The organism is Bradyrhizobium sp. LVM 105 (genome assembly GCF_003957705.1).
Taxonomy (GTDB): Bacteria; Pseudomonadota; Alphaproteobacteria; order Rhizobiales; family Xanthobacteraceae; genus Bradyrhizobium; species Bradyrhizobium frederickii.
Genome location: NZ_QZMV01000029.1, coordinates 1 through 16,149 on the forward strand (window position 1 = coordinate 1; position 16,149 = coordinate 16,149).

Consider the following 16,149-nt stretch of genomic DNA (forward strand, 5'->3'; position numbering starts at 1 on the left):
CGCACGGCAGCCTAACCCCGGCAGAGGCTCCACTTATCGACGCGGATATTCTGTTCAGACAACCGGGGCCAGCTCACGACCTTCCCGGCAGGGACCTCAGACTCTCGTCTTATCAACGGGGTGCGGACAAGTGGGTAACTTGCTCGCTTCAAGGATTTCAGCGGATTTCGCGGCGCTGTTGCCTTGAGCCGCAATTCCGGATTAGCCGTACCAAAAGGAAAGGCCGCTTTGCCGCTCGTCGTGTAGACCCAGTTGTCCTGCGTACAATATTTCCCGGCGCCGCCGTCAATCTCGTACCACCAGCCGTCGCTCAAAAAATACTTGGCTTTTCCGGTCATCGAATAGATGTAGTCACGCTCCCGATAGATCGCGATCTTGCCTTTGGGAGCGTAGATCCAGCTGGTACCTGACATCACGGCCTCTCGAGGAAACGGCGAACATTGGCTAACTGGCGAGGGCAACTAGCAATAACAGTGACGATAAGCAGCGTTGATGGCTCCTCGCGCGCCGTCTTTCTGCTCGATGAAGAAAAATACGACGACGCGTTCGGGCAGTTGCGCGATAAAGTGCGCGAAACCGATTTGCGGTCTGATGACCTTCGAGGAAATCGCTACTATGGCGAAAGAAATCAAACACTTACCATCAAAAACTGGTCCAAAGAAAATCAACCCGGCGCAGGGTACTTTGGATGTTTACGTCGATAAGCAGACGGAGATTCAAGGTATCGAAATGGGAGTTTTGAGCGACGGAACTCCCTTTCTCACTCAGCGGGGACTCGCCCGTCTATGCGGCGTGCAGAACGCTCACATCGGCACAATCGGCGCTGAATGGGACGAGGAAATTCAAAAACCTCGGATCACGACGATCAAGAATCTCTTGTCCGCACGAGGACAAACGCCGACGGCTCCCTACTTCGACGTGTCTGATGAAAAGCGGCAGGTGTACGCTTATCCGGACTATGTTTGCCTCGCCATCCTTGAATACTACGCTTTCGAAGCTGGCGCGAACGTCAAGCCAGAAGCAGTGCAGAATTTCCGTCAGTTGGCCGGCATGGCGCTTCGGGAGTTCATATACACGCAACTAGGCTACAGCCCCGCAGCGCGGGTACCAGATAGCTGGAGCCTGTTTCACGACCGAGTGTCGCTAGTTTTCCACACCGTGCCCCATGGCTACTTTAGCGTGTTCAAGGAAATGTCGGACATCATTGTCACGTTGATCCGACAAGGAGCGCAGGTAGACGATAAATTCATCCCGGATATCAGTGTCGGTCAACATTGGGCAAATCACTGGCGCGATACCGGGCTAGAGGCGGCTCACGGTGAACGTATTCAATACGAGCATAACTACCCGAGCTATTTCCCGCAGGCCGCTTCAAACCCCCAGCCGGCGTACTGCTACCCGGACAGCTGCTTGGGAGAGTTTCGGCGTTGGATGCGTGACGTTTACTTGAAGGACAAAATGCCGACCTATCTTAGCACTAAGGCAAAGCAAGGAGCTCTTCCGCCTTCATTTGTGAAACTGGCCCTTGAAGCGCTGGCTCCAGCGACCAGGCCAAAGGCACTCTCGTAAAAAACTTGCCGCGAGTGTCGCCAGCGATAGTCAAACTCCCCTTGGAGCGCACAAGAGCCTCTGCGCACATCAGGACGCGACGGCTGACGTCGTCTATTTCAGCATAGGTTGATCTGCATTTTCGGCGCGGCAGTTCCGCAGCTTGTGGATTCACACTATCGGCTTCAGCTCCGGTTCTGACCAGCGGGAACGAACGCGATGAGGTTCATCGCGCCACCTGCCAGTACTTGCTGTCGGACTTTCTCGGTGTAGAGCTCCGCCTGAGAGAGGGTACGTCAACCGAATATCGCCTTGAGCTGGTGAGGCGTCGCGAGGTTCTCCGCGGCCATCGTCGCGCCAGCCTTACGGAGGCCGTGTGCGCGTCCGGGAACGCCGGCCTTAGTTTTTGATGCATTTCGGGAGGCGGTGCAGCATTTTGCCCCTGTGGATGCCACCCAACGGCAGGTTGCTCTGCCGACCGACTTCTCGCACTATATAGTCCGTTTCAAAACCTGAGCATTTTCGATGGTCGACTTCTCAGTTCACGCGGTTCTTGAAACGAATATTCGACAGGCTTATCGCCGTCCCGTGTCGTGCTAATTCCTGCGTCATTCCTGCTCCGTTGTACTCCACCCCAAGGTCGCTTCGATAGCAGCGCGATATGGCGTTCGAATTTGAGTTGGGGCCAGGCGGCAATAGGCTTCCGCCCGTGTGCGAACCTCTCCTTTAAGTCCGGCAAGATAATCAACAACCTCGCGTTCAGTCGGTGTTCGGTACGCGGTTCCGAATTTCGGGCGCAAAGCGGTCCATACGACGCCGTCGAGGTTGTATTTCTTTGCCCAAACGCCGATTTCGTGAGCTTCTCGATGAGGCGACGTTCTTCCCCGTGTCCAAAATCCGATATTGGAATCGGTATGGCGTGGCTTGACCTCTTCCCTGAGCGCAAGCTCTCGTATTGCGGCGTCGATGTTCGCAGCTTCTAGGCACGCCCAAAGGACGGTCACGTCAGGGGAATCTGGCGTCACTACAAGTGTAATCCGCCCGTTGTTGGATTGCCGTGCGCATTCCACCGGAATAGCGGGGCCGTCAGTCTTGCAGCGGCAAATCTCCTGGATTCCATATAAGAGAACCCCACCCAAGCAGGCAATCGTTATTGGGGTGATCCACAGCGCCGAGCTAATCCGAGCAGGGCCGTGTAGTTTCTTTTACGCACCGCCGCCTCCTTCGCCGAAGGATTCGGCATAGAGCGCCTCGATTTGCTGAACTTCGTCTCGAGTCAGTTGGGTAAATTCGTTTTCCTGTGCACGCTTCGATAGCTTCCCATCGTTCTGCCGAAGGAAACCAAAGAGATTGTTGAGGGTACGCTCGGGCATATCGATCATGTTCTCGATGCCTGCCCGGAAGGCGTCGAAGCTTCGGAGGAAGTTAGTTTCGTTGGGAAGGTCCTGCTCAATCGTCTGTCGCACGCATTCGTACAAAAATTCCGCGTGCGGCGTCGCGTCGAAGAACCGGTAGAAATCGGCGGTATCGTTCAGGACCTTCACGTTGCCCTTCTGAGTCGCTTCCCACTGAACGCATGGAAGCAATCTGCTGGAATAGCTTTCGAGCACACTCTTGTATTCTGTGATCCTGTCGAGGATGGCCGAAGAGACTGGGAAATGCAGTCCCGGTGGATTGAAGCCACGGCGGGCAAGGACATGGTGCATCAGGTAACGATGGATGCGCCCGTTACCGTCCTCGAATGGATGAATATAGACAAAGCCGAACGCCAGCACCGCTGCGGCGACAACGGGATCGAGATCGTTCTCCGCGCTATGATCGAACGCGATCAGGCCCGCCATAAGCGAGGCGATATCTTCGTGCCGCGCACTGATATGATCGGGAATGGCCCGTTGCGTATCGCGGTCATGCTCGCCGACAAAGCCGCCTTCCTGGCGGAAGCCCATCTTCACGAAGCGTTCGTCGCCAATGACGATGCCCTGGAGCCGCAGGAATTCCTGCGCGTCGAGCGGCGCGCGGCCTGCCTCGCCGATGGCGCGACCCCACCGCTGAATGCGGTCCTGCGGCGGCCTCTCTCCCTCGATCACGTAACTGGACTTCGAATCCTTCAGCAGAAGAAATGCCGCCGTCCGCGCGAGCAAATCCTTCGGGACTTCGCTGACGACGGCGCGCGCGCGCTCCTTCCAGTCCTGCGCAATGAATTCGTTCAACGCGGAGGTCCTGAACACGAGCGGACAGAATTCCGGCGTACCCGGCAGATTGTTGCGAACGCGGTGCCGGGTCGAGTTCTGTCCCGTCCCGCCGAATTGAAGATCGGTATCGACAGCATCCACATACGATACCTTATCCGCGGACGGCAGCTGCAACTCCCGGCCAAGCAGCCACTCGTACAAGAACCAGATACGGCGCGTGTAAAGGCCGGTCGGCTTTTGGCGCACGAGTTCGGCGATATCCCCTTCCTTCACGGCGAGGAAGATCCGCTTCAGAACGGCAAGGTCCAGCCCCTCATACTTGAGGGCGAAAGTCAGATGCCCCTCAAGAGAAGCTTCGGGCGCGTGGCGTGGCGTGTAGACGCGCCAGCCATCCTGCTCGATGATGCGGTGCCTGGACCCGATGGCTGACAAGAGTCGGGGGACCGGAACGGACAGCTCGCAGGCGTGGATCAGGGCGGCATAGCCAGCCGGGGCGGCTGTCTCTGGAAGCCGCCGATCATGAAAAACACTCACTGGTCCTGAAAATTGCACGCTATATCCCGATGTCCCTGAAAAACAATCTCAAGTCCTGAATTTCCTTCACCCCGCTGCGAAATGTCGAAAATCAATCGTACTCCATGAAAAATAATCTCTCAACATAATTTCCATGAAAAACGCTCACGTCATGAAACTGCGCGGTCAGCTTGAGTCGCAGGATTTCGGCTCGCGAAGCAAACTAACCGCGTTCGAGAGGAGAAGCAGGCATCCACGTTTGAGCGCGTCACCAGCCTTGGCCGCACAACTGCCGGCGACTTGAATCGCATGTTCGGCGAAGCGGACGGCGTAACCGCTCCTACGGTCTGGAATAACCGCCTTGCATCGCTGGCGGCAGCGGGCCTGATCCTTGAATTTACCCAAGGCCGCGCGAAGTTTTATCAACCTTTGTTCACGGAGGCCAATTGATGGGGGCCGAAGAACTCAAAAAGCGCCGCCGTTCGCACGACAAGTACATTGATCGCCAGCGCGTTGCGCTCGCCACGCTCGATCTCTTTACCCGCTCCCCCGAAGACCATCCCCGCTCGTTCATCGCTGTGATGGAAAAGGGCGTTGCCCCATCTGTCGGCAGCGACCACATCCTACAGGCGGACAAGGGCAAGCTTCTGGGCTGTGTGGGAAACTCGGTGCAGTTCTCTGCACCGTCTGACATCCTGAAGGCCCTCTCTGTGGGCGCTGGCATTGCGGTTGGCGAGATCATCCGCGTCAACCCGCTTTCGAACACGGTTGAGGTGGAAATTAAATGATTTCGGCTCATTTCGACACACGCAGCGATGAGACCATCATCAATGCTTGACCCACGACCCGACGGCATATTCGCTTTCGCTTGGCTGTCACGACTGCCATCACTTCGCAGCCTGCGGCGGGTTGTGCGTGAAGGACTCCCTTTTCGATTGCCTTGGCCTTTGCTGCAACAATCCTGACAAATTCACCCGGGTTTGCAGAAACGCGCCCAGCGTTCGCTTTGCCGAGCAGTTGCGCGAGATCGGCGGCTTCGACTTCGACAACGTACCGCGCGCCGCTCGTGAGGCACCAGATCAGCGACGATATTGTGCCGCTCGTGTACCATGGAAGCGGCCGCGTCGGGCAGCTGGCAGGCTCGACGTTCGCCCTGCGCCTGCCGGACATTGTCAGCTTCCGCGGAAGGGCGCTCAAATTCAAAGACCGCGCTTCGCTCTGCGCTGCATACCACATCCCGGAAAATGCCCGGATTATCCTCAGCGGCGTGCATCAGGATCACCGCATCGAGCCGTGGTGGACTCTGGGCGAAGACCGTGCTCGTATAATCGAGCAGATGCGCGGCATCGGCATCGACATGGTCACGACGCCGAACTTCAGCGTGGTGCTGGACCAGCCCCGCACCGATGATATGCATGCGCTGAAACGCATTCTCATCGTCTTCGAAGAGTTCGCCCGGGGCGGCATTCCCTGCGCCCTTCATGCCCATGGCAGGACCGAGCGAGACTTCGAACGCTGGGCCGCCGAGATCGCGGCTCGCACTGAAGTCGAGACATTATCATATGAATTTACGACCGGCCCGGGACGCCGTGCGCGCCGCAGCTGGCACCTTGAACAGCTTGCCGGTCTTGCGGCTGCGGCAGGCCGGGAACTCGATATCGTTGTGCGGGGCGATCCCGAAGTGATCGCTTTTCTGCGCAGACATTTCCGCAAGGTGATTTATCTCGAAACCAGCGCCTTCATGAAGACGCTGAAACGCCAGCGCGCCGAGCGCGACGGCAACGACGCGCTGCGCTGGCTGCCAAGCCCGACCAGGCCGGGCGATCCGCTCGACGGTCTTTTCCTTCATAACCTGCGGGAACGGGTAACGCTCCTGCGCGCGCTTCACTATGCCAGCGAGGCGGGATGAGGGCGCGTGGTTCACGAACTTTCATTCGATCTTGCTAACGATGTCGCTCTGGCCGTGGCCGGAGGGGTGGATTTCGCTGGAGATTTGCAGGTTAAGGCCAGCGACCTCGGTCCTTTGGCCGAACTCCATCATGCCGGAATCCCGCTCAATAAGCACACCTGGCTCAACGTCGGAAGACATGCCGAACTTATGCGGGCCATGGCCGCGGGCAAAAAATGGTTTTCCGCACCCGGCAATCAGGGCTTCGTTACAATGCCGGAAATCCTGGCGCAGCATAGCGACTGGACTGAGTTTGCCATGCGAGGCAAGAAAGCAGCGGTAGAGGCAGGGTTTGCGCCCGATACGGCCGGCCAGTTGTTCGGCGCAATCGGGGAGCTGCGCGGAAACATAGAAGAGCATAGCGAGAATACCGGATCCGGCTACACCGCTTATGAGGCGAAAGATCGGCTCCAGACGAATGAATCACCAATGAGGCCGTTGGGTCCCAAAGACAACGTCTCGCCCCGGCATGCTACCCGCGCTGGGGCACCTCATTCGGGGACCGACTTGGAGTCCTGGCAGCCTGTCGGTCGTGATTGAAGCAAGACAGTCCGCCAGCCTTTCGTCAGCTATCGCGAGCGCACCCAGTGCTTTTATGACTAACCCGCACACCGGGAGCAGTGCGGGCGCGGCGCGCTGGCGAAAGTCTCACAGGCACCTCACCCGAACCGGTTGGCACTCACGCGGCGCTCCTAGAAGAGTGCGTATGCGTGCAGCGATCTTCCGTGCCTCCTTCGGCCCGAGATTGGGTTTCACGCAATCGAGTATCTCCACCATTGCCTGAGCCTCAGCGGCATTAAATGTCGCGAGTTGGCGAGCTGATGAGCTCAGAGACGGATCGACCGCGCCGGCCTGATTGGCTGCAAGCACCGCAAGCGCTTGCGACTGCAGGGACGTGATGTGCCGCTCGAATATGTGCATCCGTTGGCCCGTACTGGGCCCATGGATTTGAGCCGCTAACTTCGGTGGCCAGCCCGTCCTCGAAGACCGAGGCTGGCCACCTTTGCTCCCGAAAGGCTCAAATTCCCAAGGGGTGCGATCAAGGAGTATCGCTGAGAAGGACTGGAAGCACCTACCTGAATTGGCAGCCGGTCGAATTGACTGCTCCGGTCTAAGCTAGTGCCTCAGGCTTGCAGATTTGGGAGAGACTCAAGTGGCCAAACGCGCACGCATTCGTTACGCCAACAAGACGGGCAGAAAGAATCCTCACGAAAGAATAACACATGTCGGCGGAGTAAACCCCGATGGAAAGCCGTGGAAGCGATCCATCGACCAAGTTGTCAAAGATATCGAGAGCGCCGAATGGGAGTTCTATGTCGAAGAAAATGGACGCAGGGTTGGTGTGGTTGGGGCCACGCACAACGGGCACAAGTACGTCAAGACAACGGCCGACGACATTCAACCAGACAATGTTCTCCCGCTCCTACCCGAGTGCCCCGAATGATCTCAATCTCAGTGACCGTAGGCAGCGCGGGCGCGACTCGACACCGGTCATCAGACGCTGTCGCTGCCACGCCCGCGCTGCCAGTGAAGTTAGCGGCGAAGTGACTGGCGCTTGAAAGTGGACCGATAAGCGCTGTCTCTGCCACGCACCGTTAACTTCAACACGGCCAGCGTTCCGTCTGGTAGCAAAGCCGACCGCGCTCGCTCCCGAGAGGCTTAAATTCCCAAGGGGGCTACCAAACAAGTCGTCGAAAAGTACCGGAGGGCACCTACCTGCACCAGTGGGTTGCCGCATCCCGGCGTGCCTGTCATATTAAACCTCGGCCTGCAACTGTTCGAGCTGGCTGTGCTCATAGGAGTAACCGCCGTGCCTAGGACCGAAGTGGTCGCGGCAACACGTCACGATTATCAACACCGAGTATGGCAAGCCGTTCACGGTCGACGGGTTCTCAGGATGGATGCGGGACGCCATGACGGCGGCCGGGTTCCCGCTCGACTGTAAGTCGCACGGTTTGCACAAGACCCTCGGTCGTCTGCTCGCTGACGCTGGCGCGACCGCCCAGGAAGTGACGCTCGCCGAAGCGGAACGCTACACGCGGGAAGCCGACCGCCGTCGTGATGGCCGTAGTGCAGTCGCAAAGCTGAAAGAAGCTGCGCGAGACGCTCAACAACTTCGGCATCATTCACATCCTCAATGCGCTGTTGCTGGGCCACGCGCTCACCAAGAGCTATTTGTGATTGGTGAAATGTGACCCCGGAAATGTGGATTTGCGCGGCTCTGGCTCGCGATGATGGCGCGCCTGCGGCCATCAGTCGGTACTCGATACCCCGTCTCTGTGAGGTACGCGTACTCACGCTTGCTGTAGAAACCCAGAACGATTACGCGGCTGCCCGGTGGATTGTCGTACATTTCCATAGGCCCTATTTTTACCAACTCGGCGTCATCGAGAAATTTCATTGATAAATCAAAATCGACTTGCGAGGCGCCAGTGACACCGGGGATGTGGTCCGTCAGCTGACTAAAGGGAACACCTACGTAGCCATCGATCAGAGCACTAGAATCCTGCCCTTCGCCGTAAAGATAGGTAGCAATCTCGTCGGCGCCGCGCAGGACACCGTCGACAACGACACGGATGTCGTCGCGTTGGATAAGAACCGTGCGATAGGTCGTGAACGCGGCAATGCACATTGATATCACCGCAACCACCCACCCGGCCCAATCGAGCCAGTGCTTCCTGTGTCGTTTGTCTTCGGATGCCTCTCGCTTGCGATCGTGCCACGCTAACCAGTCTTCGGCGAAGCCGATCGTCATTTCCGTCGTTCCGATCGTAACCGCGCCGGCTGGGCCGGCGTCGGTTTGCGTCAGTCTGTTGCGGACGTTCAGCGGACTTTGCGTTTCCAGTTCTTCGAACCATCGTTTGGCTTGATCTGGCTGCGCCGGGGACCAACGCGAGGCTTCATAGGGAAAGCGGTCGCTCTTCATCAGGCCACCGCCGCGCAGCCGCGTTTCAGTGCCACCTCGTATACTTGCTTTAGCCCAGGGTCCGCGAGGATGGCCTCGCCAGGCAAGAAGTCGCCCACGATGTGCCATTCGAAGCCGCGGCTCGGATCGGGCAGCTTCATCGGATTGAGCACGTAGGCGGTGCGACCGGGACCTTCTCCGAAGGCGCCTCGTTCAACGAATTTCTGCAGTCGGTTCATTCCGTTCCCTTCGCTGTTGCGTTCACTGGCCCAGCGCGACCTGACAGTTGAAACATTCGCTCCACCTCTTCATTCGTTAGATCCTCAAACGTGGGAGCGGCGCGCCGGCCGCGCCGCTGGTGGGAGATGTCGTCATCAATCCAGAGGTTGAGGATTGCGTGATGGTTGGGGCACAGGAACTCGTGCTCGTGGTTGGCGACCGAAAACCCTCGGTCGAACTGCTCGCCCAATGGCACAACATGATGAGCCTGAGAGATGGACTGGAATTTGCCGCAAACGAAGCAGGCTTCGCGTCGCCTAGGTTGGAAGGCCATTCGGGCTGACGCTATCCACCCGCGCTTCCGCGCTGCTTCCTCGGCGCGCGTCTCACGGCTGACTTCATCAATCTTAGCCGCAATCAAATAGCGTCGACGATCGCTCTCACCCTGTGCGCGAGACACCCAATCGTCAAAAAAGATATCATGCGAAGAAAGCCCTAGCCGCCTGAAAGCGGCGACCCGCGATCTTCGATCAGCAGCTGGCCGGCCTCGATAAAGAAGCGGTAGTTCATTGAAGCGGCGCTGGCGTTATTCATCCTCGCCGTGGCCGTGCACCCGTTTCAGTAGCGCGGCGGGCGAGAGCTCCTATTCCGACCCCTGCAAAAGCAATTGTGCCTGCGGTGAACGCGTAGTCAGGTACCATGCTCCGCCCCCGGTTGTGCAAGTGCACATTACACGCGCCGTCATTGGCCGGGCATGCTCCCGCTGGCGTTATCCCCGGCAAATCTCCGCAAGCGTTCGGGGCGTGTTCGTAGCGACGTTGGTATGTCGCCGAGTTATTTTAGAAATTGATATCAGTTATCAAGCCCTTGTATTTAGCTTTCAATCCCCTCAGCGGCACCATTTTGACTATCCCCAGCCTTCGCTAGTTCTCCGTTTCGGCGGCGTCAGGTGGCCCGACTTCGCAAACGCCGCAGCCGGGTCGAATTAGCGCAGGTCCTTCGCGACTGCGTATGAGAATACGCGGCTAAGGGGCGCCCGGCATCGCTTTGTCGTTTCGTACCGACTCGCTTTCAATGCCGGCCAGTTGCCTCCACGTTGCGAAGCGCCGCCAGCACGTCTGATGACGTGATGGCGCCGGTCTGAAGATGACCGATCTGCGGCCGGACTAGGTCGATAATCCAATTCGGCTTGTCTAAGGTAGTCGCGCTCTTTGACCTCTCGCGCTGCTTGGCGATACTCGCGGTCTGCTGAGATCACGCGTCGGTTTCTTCAACCTCGGCGATACGCTTGCGCAGCGCGGCGACTTGGCGGCGCAGCTTCCATAGCTGGTCGCCGGCCCAATAGGCGCCGCGCTGGGCGATTTCCTTGCGAACGTCGTCCGCTTCCGCGATCTCGCGGCGGATGACGCTGTCAAAGGCTTCGATGATCAGGTCTCGCACGGGTTATTATCACCTTTTAGGAGCGTGCCGGGGCCATCAGATGCCGGCTTTGCCCGCCTCGTTGCTCAAATGCGTAGAGCGCTCTACGATCGTCAGTTACGCCTTCGGCAAACTGCCGGCGCGCAAGATGGCTTCGCATCTTGCTCGGACGCTTTGATGCTCGGTGTGCATGTGCATCGAGTAGATTTCCTCAAGCCCAAGGAAGACGTCTTCAACCGCTCCGGAGTCGCGTGCATTTTCGAGATCCTTTTCGACCCGCGCCAAAATCTTCAACTCTTTGGCGCAAGCTCTGTCTGCCTTCTGTTTTGTTACCGCTTTCACTGTCGTATTCTCCGTCGATCTTCCTGAGATCGAGATAGTCGTCCGGAGCCAGAAATAAGCAACGACAGGCGCTCCCTCGCGCCTTTAGGCTTGCGCCACTGGACATACGCCCGAGGACTCCGGAGTTTGGGGAAAAACTATTCCGCCTGCCGTACGAGGTTTTCTGGACCTCATCGCGACAATAGGAAATGCCATTCGGCCATGTCACCGTTTAAGTTGTATTATTTTGTATAACACGTATTGAGTAATTAGTTATATCGACACACAAAAGGTGCACCGTGTTTGAATCGCGCGATGAAGCGCAGAATCAAACCGAACTCGCAGATGTGGACGGAAAGCGAAGCTGCTCAACTGCTGCGTTGCTCGACGAGCCTCGTGAGACATCTGCCGTTCACTCGTCAGCTCGGGTGTTTATCCAGGCCGTCCCGGCCTCTCACAAGCCGATCTGGAAATATACGTCGCGGCAGTGAAGATCATCAGAGTTCGAATACCCGGAACTGCCAAGGGGTACGCCGTCATACCCGCTGACACGCGCCGCGCGTGCTGCAGACGCGGGGTGCACTGATCTTGCGGCAGACGAACAGCAGCGATTGTCAAAGCTAAGCGGCCTACGCGCCGCTCAAGCAAGTCAGGCAGCGGGAGCGGTTCGAGCGGATAACGGACGTTCGACGACCTTTTTGCGCACGACACAGCCTCGATGCGCCGAAATCCCGCGATGCCGATCAGATAGTCTGCTGAGCACCACGGGGCTCACCAACCGATCGAGGTCGCACTAACGCGCAATGATAGAGTTGCGCCTGCCTAGATTAGCTTTTCGCATCGGCTGCGCCGGGCTGGCGTTGCTCGCCGGTACTGCCGTGCCAGACGCCTCTAGCTGCAATCGGCGGGATGCGCTCGGCACGGCGTGGGTGCTCGCTGTCAATGCCGCACTCTTCCCGCGCGTCGGGCTGAAGAACTTTCCAGAGACGCTTCCTCTGGCGGACTATGAAGTCGTCCTCACCTTCGATGACGGACCGCGGTCGCCGAACACGGATAAGGTGCTGGCTGCGCTCGCACAGGAATGCGCGCGAGCCACGTTCTTTCTGGTCGGCCGATCCTCGGCGGAATTTCCCGAACTCGTGCGGCGTATGGCCGCCCAGGGGCACACCGTAGCGCACCACAGCTGGTCGCATCCGATGATGTCGAAAATCTCGTTCGAGCAGGCGAAAGAGGACATCGAGCGCGGTATCGCCGCGGTCGAAATGGGGCTCAACGGTTTGTCCACCAAAATGCCCTCGACACCGTTCTTCCGGTTCCCCTACTTCGACGCGACACCTGCGACGCTCGATCTCTTGCAGGCGCGCGGAATTGTCGTATTCGGAGCTGACCTTTGGGCGAGCGATTGGGAGAACATAACTCCAGAGCAGGAGCTCACAATCCTGATCGAGCGGCTCGAGGCCGCTCGTAGGGGCATCATTCTGCTGTATGATGCGCAGACGCGGACGGCGGCCATGCTGCCTGCGTTCCTGCGCTACCTGCATCAGAACGGGTATCGGATCGTGCATCTGGTGCCGGCTGCCGCCAAGAGCGCTGAAGCCCCCTTGACGTCTGATCCGCACAGACGAAGACGAGCCATTCATTCCCAGAGGCGGACACAATCTCTCCAGGCACCTACCAACCCTATCAATTGATCAAGCAGACAAACGCATGGCATGCATCCGCGTTGCGTGAAGACCGTCAAGAACGTTGACCTGGGATTTTGGTCGAGAAGGATGAAAAAGGCTGCTCCAGGGCACAATAGTCCTCATATTACTGGCCGCAGCTGTCGGTGGTCTGGCCGCGCGGCTCTGCGAGCGAAGCGGCTCTGACATCGGTTTCAATCGTGGCAGTGGCCGTCGATGCTGGGAATTCGTCAACGCTGGCGATGTGGTCCGTGCGCCGCCTCCTGCCCTGAGGTGTCCTGGTGCGACAACAGAGCCGCCCGGCGGCGAAATCGATTTCCGCTGGCAGATAGCCAACTCGGTGTTCGGCATCGCGGCGAACGGCAACGCGCCACGCTTGGGAAATCAGGGAGAGACAGTCGCCTATTACGGCCGCACGGTTTACACGCCCTCGGTCGTTGAGGTCGCGCTGGCACACGTGCTTTTGTTTGCGCAATTCATGAAGAAGGCGCGCGACGATTACATCGCGACGAAAGGTAAGGGGTTCGACCGGAAGCAATACGAGCGCGATTTCGACGCCCTCATGGATGACCAATTCACCCAGACGATGGGAAACCTGATGAGGCGCGTCGAAAAATTTAGCGGCTTCGAGGGAGCGCTGAAGGACAGGATCTCTGACGCGAAGAAGCGGCGGGATTTCCTGACGCACCATTATTGGCGAGAGCGGAGCATAACTTTGCCACGTCAGCGGGGCGCGAGCGAATGCGCGAGGAGTTGAGTGCAGCTTCCCCCAAAATCCTTCCGGATCAGCTAGCGCACTCGCATGACTTTCCTGATAACGCTCACACCTAAGCCCCCAATGATTGACGGCTTGCTCATTTTGATTCCTTCACAACCACGTTGAGGGTCTGTACCGTCTCGGAGATTGTGTGGTGCTGCGGATCCGCCCAATAGAGTCTTATTATGTGCCGACCAGGCTTGGCAGGTAGATCGAAAACATAGAGATAGCGGCCATCACCAAGCTGGATCAGTTGGTCTGCCATTGGCATTAGCTCGGTTTCGTCCATTGCAACATGCAGATGAACGCTCGGATTGGCAGAGCTCATGGTCATTTCTGCGATGTTATCGTCGGCTTGGAAAACGAAAGCAACACGCTCGCCGATGGTATTACCCGATTGCGGCAGGAGGATCTTCAATGCAGGCAGCCCGCCGGTATTTCCCGATCTCGCAACAGGCGCACCGTCAGACCCGTGCATATGGTGTGTGCCCGGCTCATGGTGTTGTGCGTGGGCTGGAGCCGCGACCAGAGCGCCAGCTACAAGAATCATGCACCGAATGAACTGTTCGAATCGATCGCCAACCCGGCTGGGACGCGATGATATTTGCATGCTTTCCTCCTTTGTTTGCGAGCCCCGAAAGATTTCCACTAGTTCAGTGCACATGTTGAGCGGCTGGCGGGAGAATTTTGGGCTCTCTATTGAGAACTCGGACCCGCGAGATCAGCTCGTCGGAATTTTCCCAACCACATTCGTCCTCCTCCCGCAACCAGCGCGCACGGATGTATCCGAACCTGTCGATTAGGAATTCCATGGAATGTCTTCCCATTTCCAAACGCTTGGGATCTCCACGATTTGTAGTGCTCCGGGAGAGCAGATCGTAACTTTCTCTAACCTCTTGTGCTCCACGCCGGACATTCGGGACGCCCGCCGCCAGCTTTGCGTCCGGCGACACGATAATCGCCCACAATCGTTCTTTCCGGAATCTATTCTGCTCAAGGCGTAGCTGTTCAACGCGCATTGCATCGGACTTTTCGGGAAACACGAGCAGCACATTGCTTTGCTCACGGAAGTCCTTCAGCTCCCTCTCCGCCCCATTTTCGTCCTCTAAGAAAAAATTGGGAGCCCCCAGCCACGGATGATCGGGTACGATTTCAGGCGACAGGAGGCGCGCCTGAAATCCCTCTGAAAACGTCCGCAGGAAGTTGATCACATCCCAGCGGGCCTGTTCGTCCAATACATCAGCAAATCCGGGCATGCCGCTTTTTGGAATTCCATGGCTAAGCCACCAAAACATGTCGCCGGCCGTGTGCAGCGCAGTATGCGGTTCGCTCAAATTCGCGGGCGGCTTGGGAAGGGTCGATGCCGCCGGACCATCGCCAAGCCCTCCGCTGCCGTGGCAATCCGCACAATTCTGGGCAAATAGACGCTTTCCATTGGTTATTGATATCGTCGAATAGGCAACCGACGGGCGGCGGTAAGTATCGGGATAGGCTTGCACGGATATCTGCGACAGACCGCCTACGACCGAAATAACGGCGGCGGCGCTTGCTGCAACTGCTTTTACCTTTTGCGGCTTTCTCAAACAAACGAGCAGGCCCCAGAAGAGTGACAATAGTGCTAGTGAGAAGGCGCCCGCCGCGATAACGGGCGTCGGCCACGCCGGCCACGTGGCCTCGATCGAAAAGCGAAACGGCAGCCACCAGATGGGCTGATCATGTCGTGCTGGTATGACTGAAGAGAGCGCGGCTGCGCAGCCGACGATCAGAACACCGCAAAATAATTCAGTTGCTGCCCATCCAGCTCCTGCAAGAAAAGCCGCGGGTTTTGCTCCTACGGTTTCCATGACGGGTAGGAAGCGCGTGCGAATCCGATTGGCCACCAACAGGATGCATGCAAGTAGAGCAAGCTTCGTTATAATTAGTTGACCGTAGGTCGTGCCAAGCCACTCGCCAGCCGAACTAGCTGAGCTAAACGCGAGCACCAAACCTGATGTGACGACGACGACCACGAAACCGATTGCTAGTTGGGAGAAACGTCGCAGCGTCGCTGCGACATAAACGCGCCGAGTCTCCGTGGGGGTGACAGCGACCGAAGCCACCAGCCAGATCCAAGCCGGTAAGGCCCCAAGCCAAGCAGAAACCGCGAGCACGTGAAGTTGATAGGTCGGAACGAGCCAACGGCTGTCGTCTTCCCCGGCGGCGTGTCCAGCAAGTGGACCAATCAGCGCGATCAGTGCTGCTGTCCCGGCTGTCACGATTGAAGCTGAACGTTGCTGCTCCCTCGACCTGCCGCGAATTAGGATCGCTGTCGGCAGCAGCAAAACAAGAGAGAGCGCTAACCTTGCAAGCGTGATCCGACCGTAATGTGTGTCAAATCCGAAGTTTTCCAGCGTCTGGCCAGACGCTACTATCTCCGGTAGTGCCATATCTGTCGCAACCACGACTTGAGCGATAAATAACCCAGCGGTAGCGAAGAGGTGAATGCTGGCTGCCCAGAGAAAGCTCACCTTCACTCGTCTTTGCCAAGCGGCAAGGAACGGATCGGAAGACGGCCCTGCCAGCAACAGAAAGAGTACTCCGCCTATGACCCATGCAAGCGCAATGTCAGCGATGGCCTTGCACAGAGCTGGAAACAATACCGTCAT

The 16,149-nt window shown here is 57.8% G+C and carries 19 protein-coding genes; 9 read left to right on the forward strand and 10 right to left on the reverse strand.

The window, feature by feature from the left end:
• Positions 1 to 11: 11 nt before the first annotated feature.
• The gene (locus D6B98_RS36800; RefSeq protein ID WP_126261854.1) at positions 12 to 413 is read right to left on the reverse strand and encodes a hypothetical protein; all 402 of its coding nucleotides are present in this window, start codon (positions 411 to 413) and stop codon (positions 12 to 14) included.
• A gap of 202 nt (positions 414 to 615) precedes the next feature.
• On the opposite strand from D6B98_RS36800, the gene D6B98_RS36805 reads away from it, so the two are divergent.
• Positions 616 to 1,569 (forward strand): BstA C-terminal domain-containing protein, encoded by a 954-nt coding sequence (locus D6B98_RS36805; protein ID WP_245481526.1) that lies wholly within the window; start codon positions 616 to 618, stop codon positions 1,567 to 1,569.
• A 1,184-nt stretch (positions 1,570 to 2,753) separates the two neighbouring features.
• Here D6B98_RS36805 and D6B98_RS36810 read toward each other — a convergent pair.
• Complete coding sequence (locus D6B98_RS36810) at positions 2,754 to 4,292, reverse strand: Fic family protein (protein ID WP_126261855.1); 1,539 nt, start codon at positions 4,290 to 4,292, stop codon at positions 2,754 to 2,756.
• A gap of 270 nt (positions 4,293 to 4,562) precedes the next feature.
• Here D6B98_RS36810 and D6B98_RS40325 point away from each other — a divergent pair, with 270 nt between their 5' ends.
• From D6B98_RS40325 to D6B98_RS36835, 5 genes are all read left to right on the forward strand, one after another.
• Positions 4,563 to 4,703, forward strand: coding sequence for a helix-turn-helix domain-containing protein (locus tag D6B98_RS40325; protein WP_164719107.1), 141 nt, complete (start codon positions 4,563 to 4,565; stop codon positions 4,701 to 4,703).
• Positions 4,703 to 5,041 (forward strand): hypothetical protein, encoded by a 339-nt coding sequence (locus D6B98_RS36815; protein ID WP_126261856.1) that lies wholly within the window; start codon positions 4,703 to 4,705, stop codon positions 5,039 to 5,041. The genes D6B98_RS40325 and D6B98_RS36815 overlap by 1 nt, the downstream gene beginning before the upstream one ends.
• 278 nt (positions 5,042 to 5,319) lie before the next feature.
• Positions 5,320 to 6,162: a DUF4417 domain-containing protein gene (locus D6B98_RS36820; RefSeq protein WP_164719108.1), complete on the forward strand. Its 843-nt coding sequence runs from the start codon at positions 5,320 to 5,322 to the stop codon at positions 6,160 to 6,162.
• 6 nt (positions 6,163 to 6,168) lie between these two features.
• Positions 6,169 to 6,741, forward strand: coding sequence for a hypothetical protein (locus D6B98_RS36825; protein ID WP_126261858.1), 573 nt, complete (start codon positions 6,169 to 6,171; stop codon positions 6,739 to 6,741).
• A gap of 613 nt (positions 6,742 to 7,354) precedes the next feature.
• Positions 7,355 to 7,645: a DUF3892 domain-containing protein gene (locus D6B98_RS36835; RefSeq protein ID WP_126261860.1), complete on the forward strand. Its 291-nt coding sequence runs from the start codon at positions 7,355 to 7,357 to the stop codon at positions 7,643 to 7,645.
• A gap of 448 nt (positions 7,646 to 8,093) precedes the next feature.
• Here the strand turns inward: D6B98_RS36835 and D6B98_RS40330 are convergent, their stop codons facing one another.
• The 3 genes from D6B98_RS40330 to D6B98_RS36850 are packed head-to-tail and all read right to left on the reverse strand — an operon-like array spanning position 8,094 to position 9,345.
• A complete protein-coding gene (locus D6B98_RS40330; protein WP_164719109.1) occupies positions 8,094 to 8,324 on the reverse strand; it encodes a hypothetical protein in 231 nt (76 codons plus the stop codon).
• A gap of 38 nt (positions 8,325 to 8,362) precedes the next feature.
• On the reverse strand, positions 8,363 to 9,127 hold the full coding sequence (locus D6B98_RS36845; protein ID WP_126261861.1) for a hypothetical protein: 765 nt from the start codon (positions 9,125 to 9,127) through the stop codon (positions 8,363 to 8,365).
• Positions 9,127 to 9,345: a hypothetical protein gene (locus D6B98_RS36850; RefSeq protein WP_126261862.1), complete on the reverse strand. Its 219-nt coding sequence runs from the start codon at positions 9,343 to 9,345 to the stop codon at positions 9,127 to 9,129. Before D6B98_RS36850 ends, D6B98_RS36845 begins: the two co-directional genes overlap by 1 nt.
• Before the next feature lie 161 nt (positions 9,346 to 9,506).
• On the opposite strand from D6B98_RS36850, the gene D6B98_RS40335 reads away from it, so the two are divergent.
• Entirely contained in the window at positions 9,507 to 9,668 is a 162-nt protein-coding gene (locus D6B98_RS40335; RefSeq protein WP_164719110.1) for a hypothetical protein, read from the forward strand.
• Positions 9,669 to 10,396: 728 nt separating this feature from the next.
• Here the strand turns inward: D6B98_RS40335 and D6B98_RS42055 are convergent.
• The 3 genes from D6B98_RS42055 to D6B98_RS36860 form a co-directional block, all read right to left on the reverse strand.
• The gene (locus D6B98_RS42055) at positions 10,397 to 10,561 is read right to left on the reverse strand and encodes a phage integrase central domain-containing protein (RefSeq protein ID WP_430642568.1); all 165 of its coding nucleotides are present in this window, start codon (positions 10,559 to 10,561) and stop codon (positions 10,397 to 10,399) included.
• Between the two features lie 18 nt (positions 10,562 to 10,579).
• Positions 10,580 to 10,765, reverse strand: coding sequence for a hypothetical protein (locus tag D6B98_RS36855; RefSeq protein ID WP_126261863.1), 186 nt, complete (start codon positions 10,763 to 10,765; stop codon positions 10,580 to 10,582).
• A 96-nt stretch (positions 10,766 to 10,861) separates the two neighbouring features.
• Complete coding sequence (locus tag D6B98_RS36860) at positions 10,862 to 11,086, reverse strand: hypothetical protein (RefSeq protein ID WP_126261864.1); 225 nt, start codon at positions 11,084 to 11,086, stop codon at positions 10,862 to 10,864.
• 782 nt (positions 11,087 to 11,868) lie between these two features.
• Between D6B98_RS36860 and D6B98_RS36865 the strand changes: the two genes are divergently transcribed.
• Together D6B98_RS36865 and D6B98_RS36870 are read left to right on the forward strand one after the other, a co-directional pair.
• Positions 11,869 to 12,756, forward strand: a complete 888-nt coding sequence (locus tag D6B98_RS36865) for a polysaccharide deacetylase family protein (protein ID WP_126261865.1) — start codon at positions 11,869 to 11,871, stop codon at positions 12,754 to 12,756.
• A gap of 235 nt (positions 12,757 to 12,991) precedes the next feature.
• Positions 12,992 to 13,504 carry a hypothetical protein gene (locus D6B98_RS36870; protein ID WP_126261866.1) on the forward strand — a complete coding sequence of 171 codons (513 nt, stop codon included), beginning with the start codon at positions 12,992 to 12,994 and terminating at the stop codon, positions 13,502 to 13,504.
• A gap of 97 nt (positions 13,505 to 13,601) precedes the next feature.
• On the opposite strand, the gene D6B98_RS36875 is transcribed toward D6B98_RS36870, so the two are convergent.
• Both D6B98_RS36875 and D6B98_RS36880 read right to left on the reverse strand, forming a co-directional pair.
• The gene (locus tag D6B98_RS36875) at positions 13,602 to 14,114 is read right to left on the reverse strand and encodes a hypothetical protein (protein ID WP_126261867.1); all 513 of its coding nucleotides are present in this window, start codon (positions 14,112 to 14,114) and stop codon (positions 13,602 to 13,604) included.
• A 43-nt stretch (positions 14,115 to 14,157) separates the two neighbouring features.
• On the reverse strand, positions 14,158 to 16,149 hold the full coding sequence (locus tag D6B98_RS36880; protein ID WP_126261868.1) for a c-type cytochrome: 1,992 nt from the start codon (positions 16,147 to 16,149) through the stop codon (positions 14,158 to 14,160).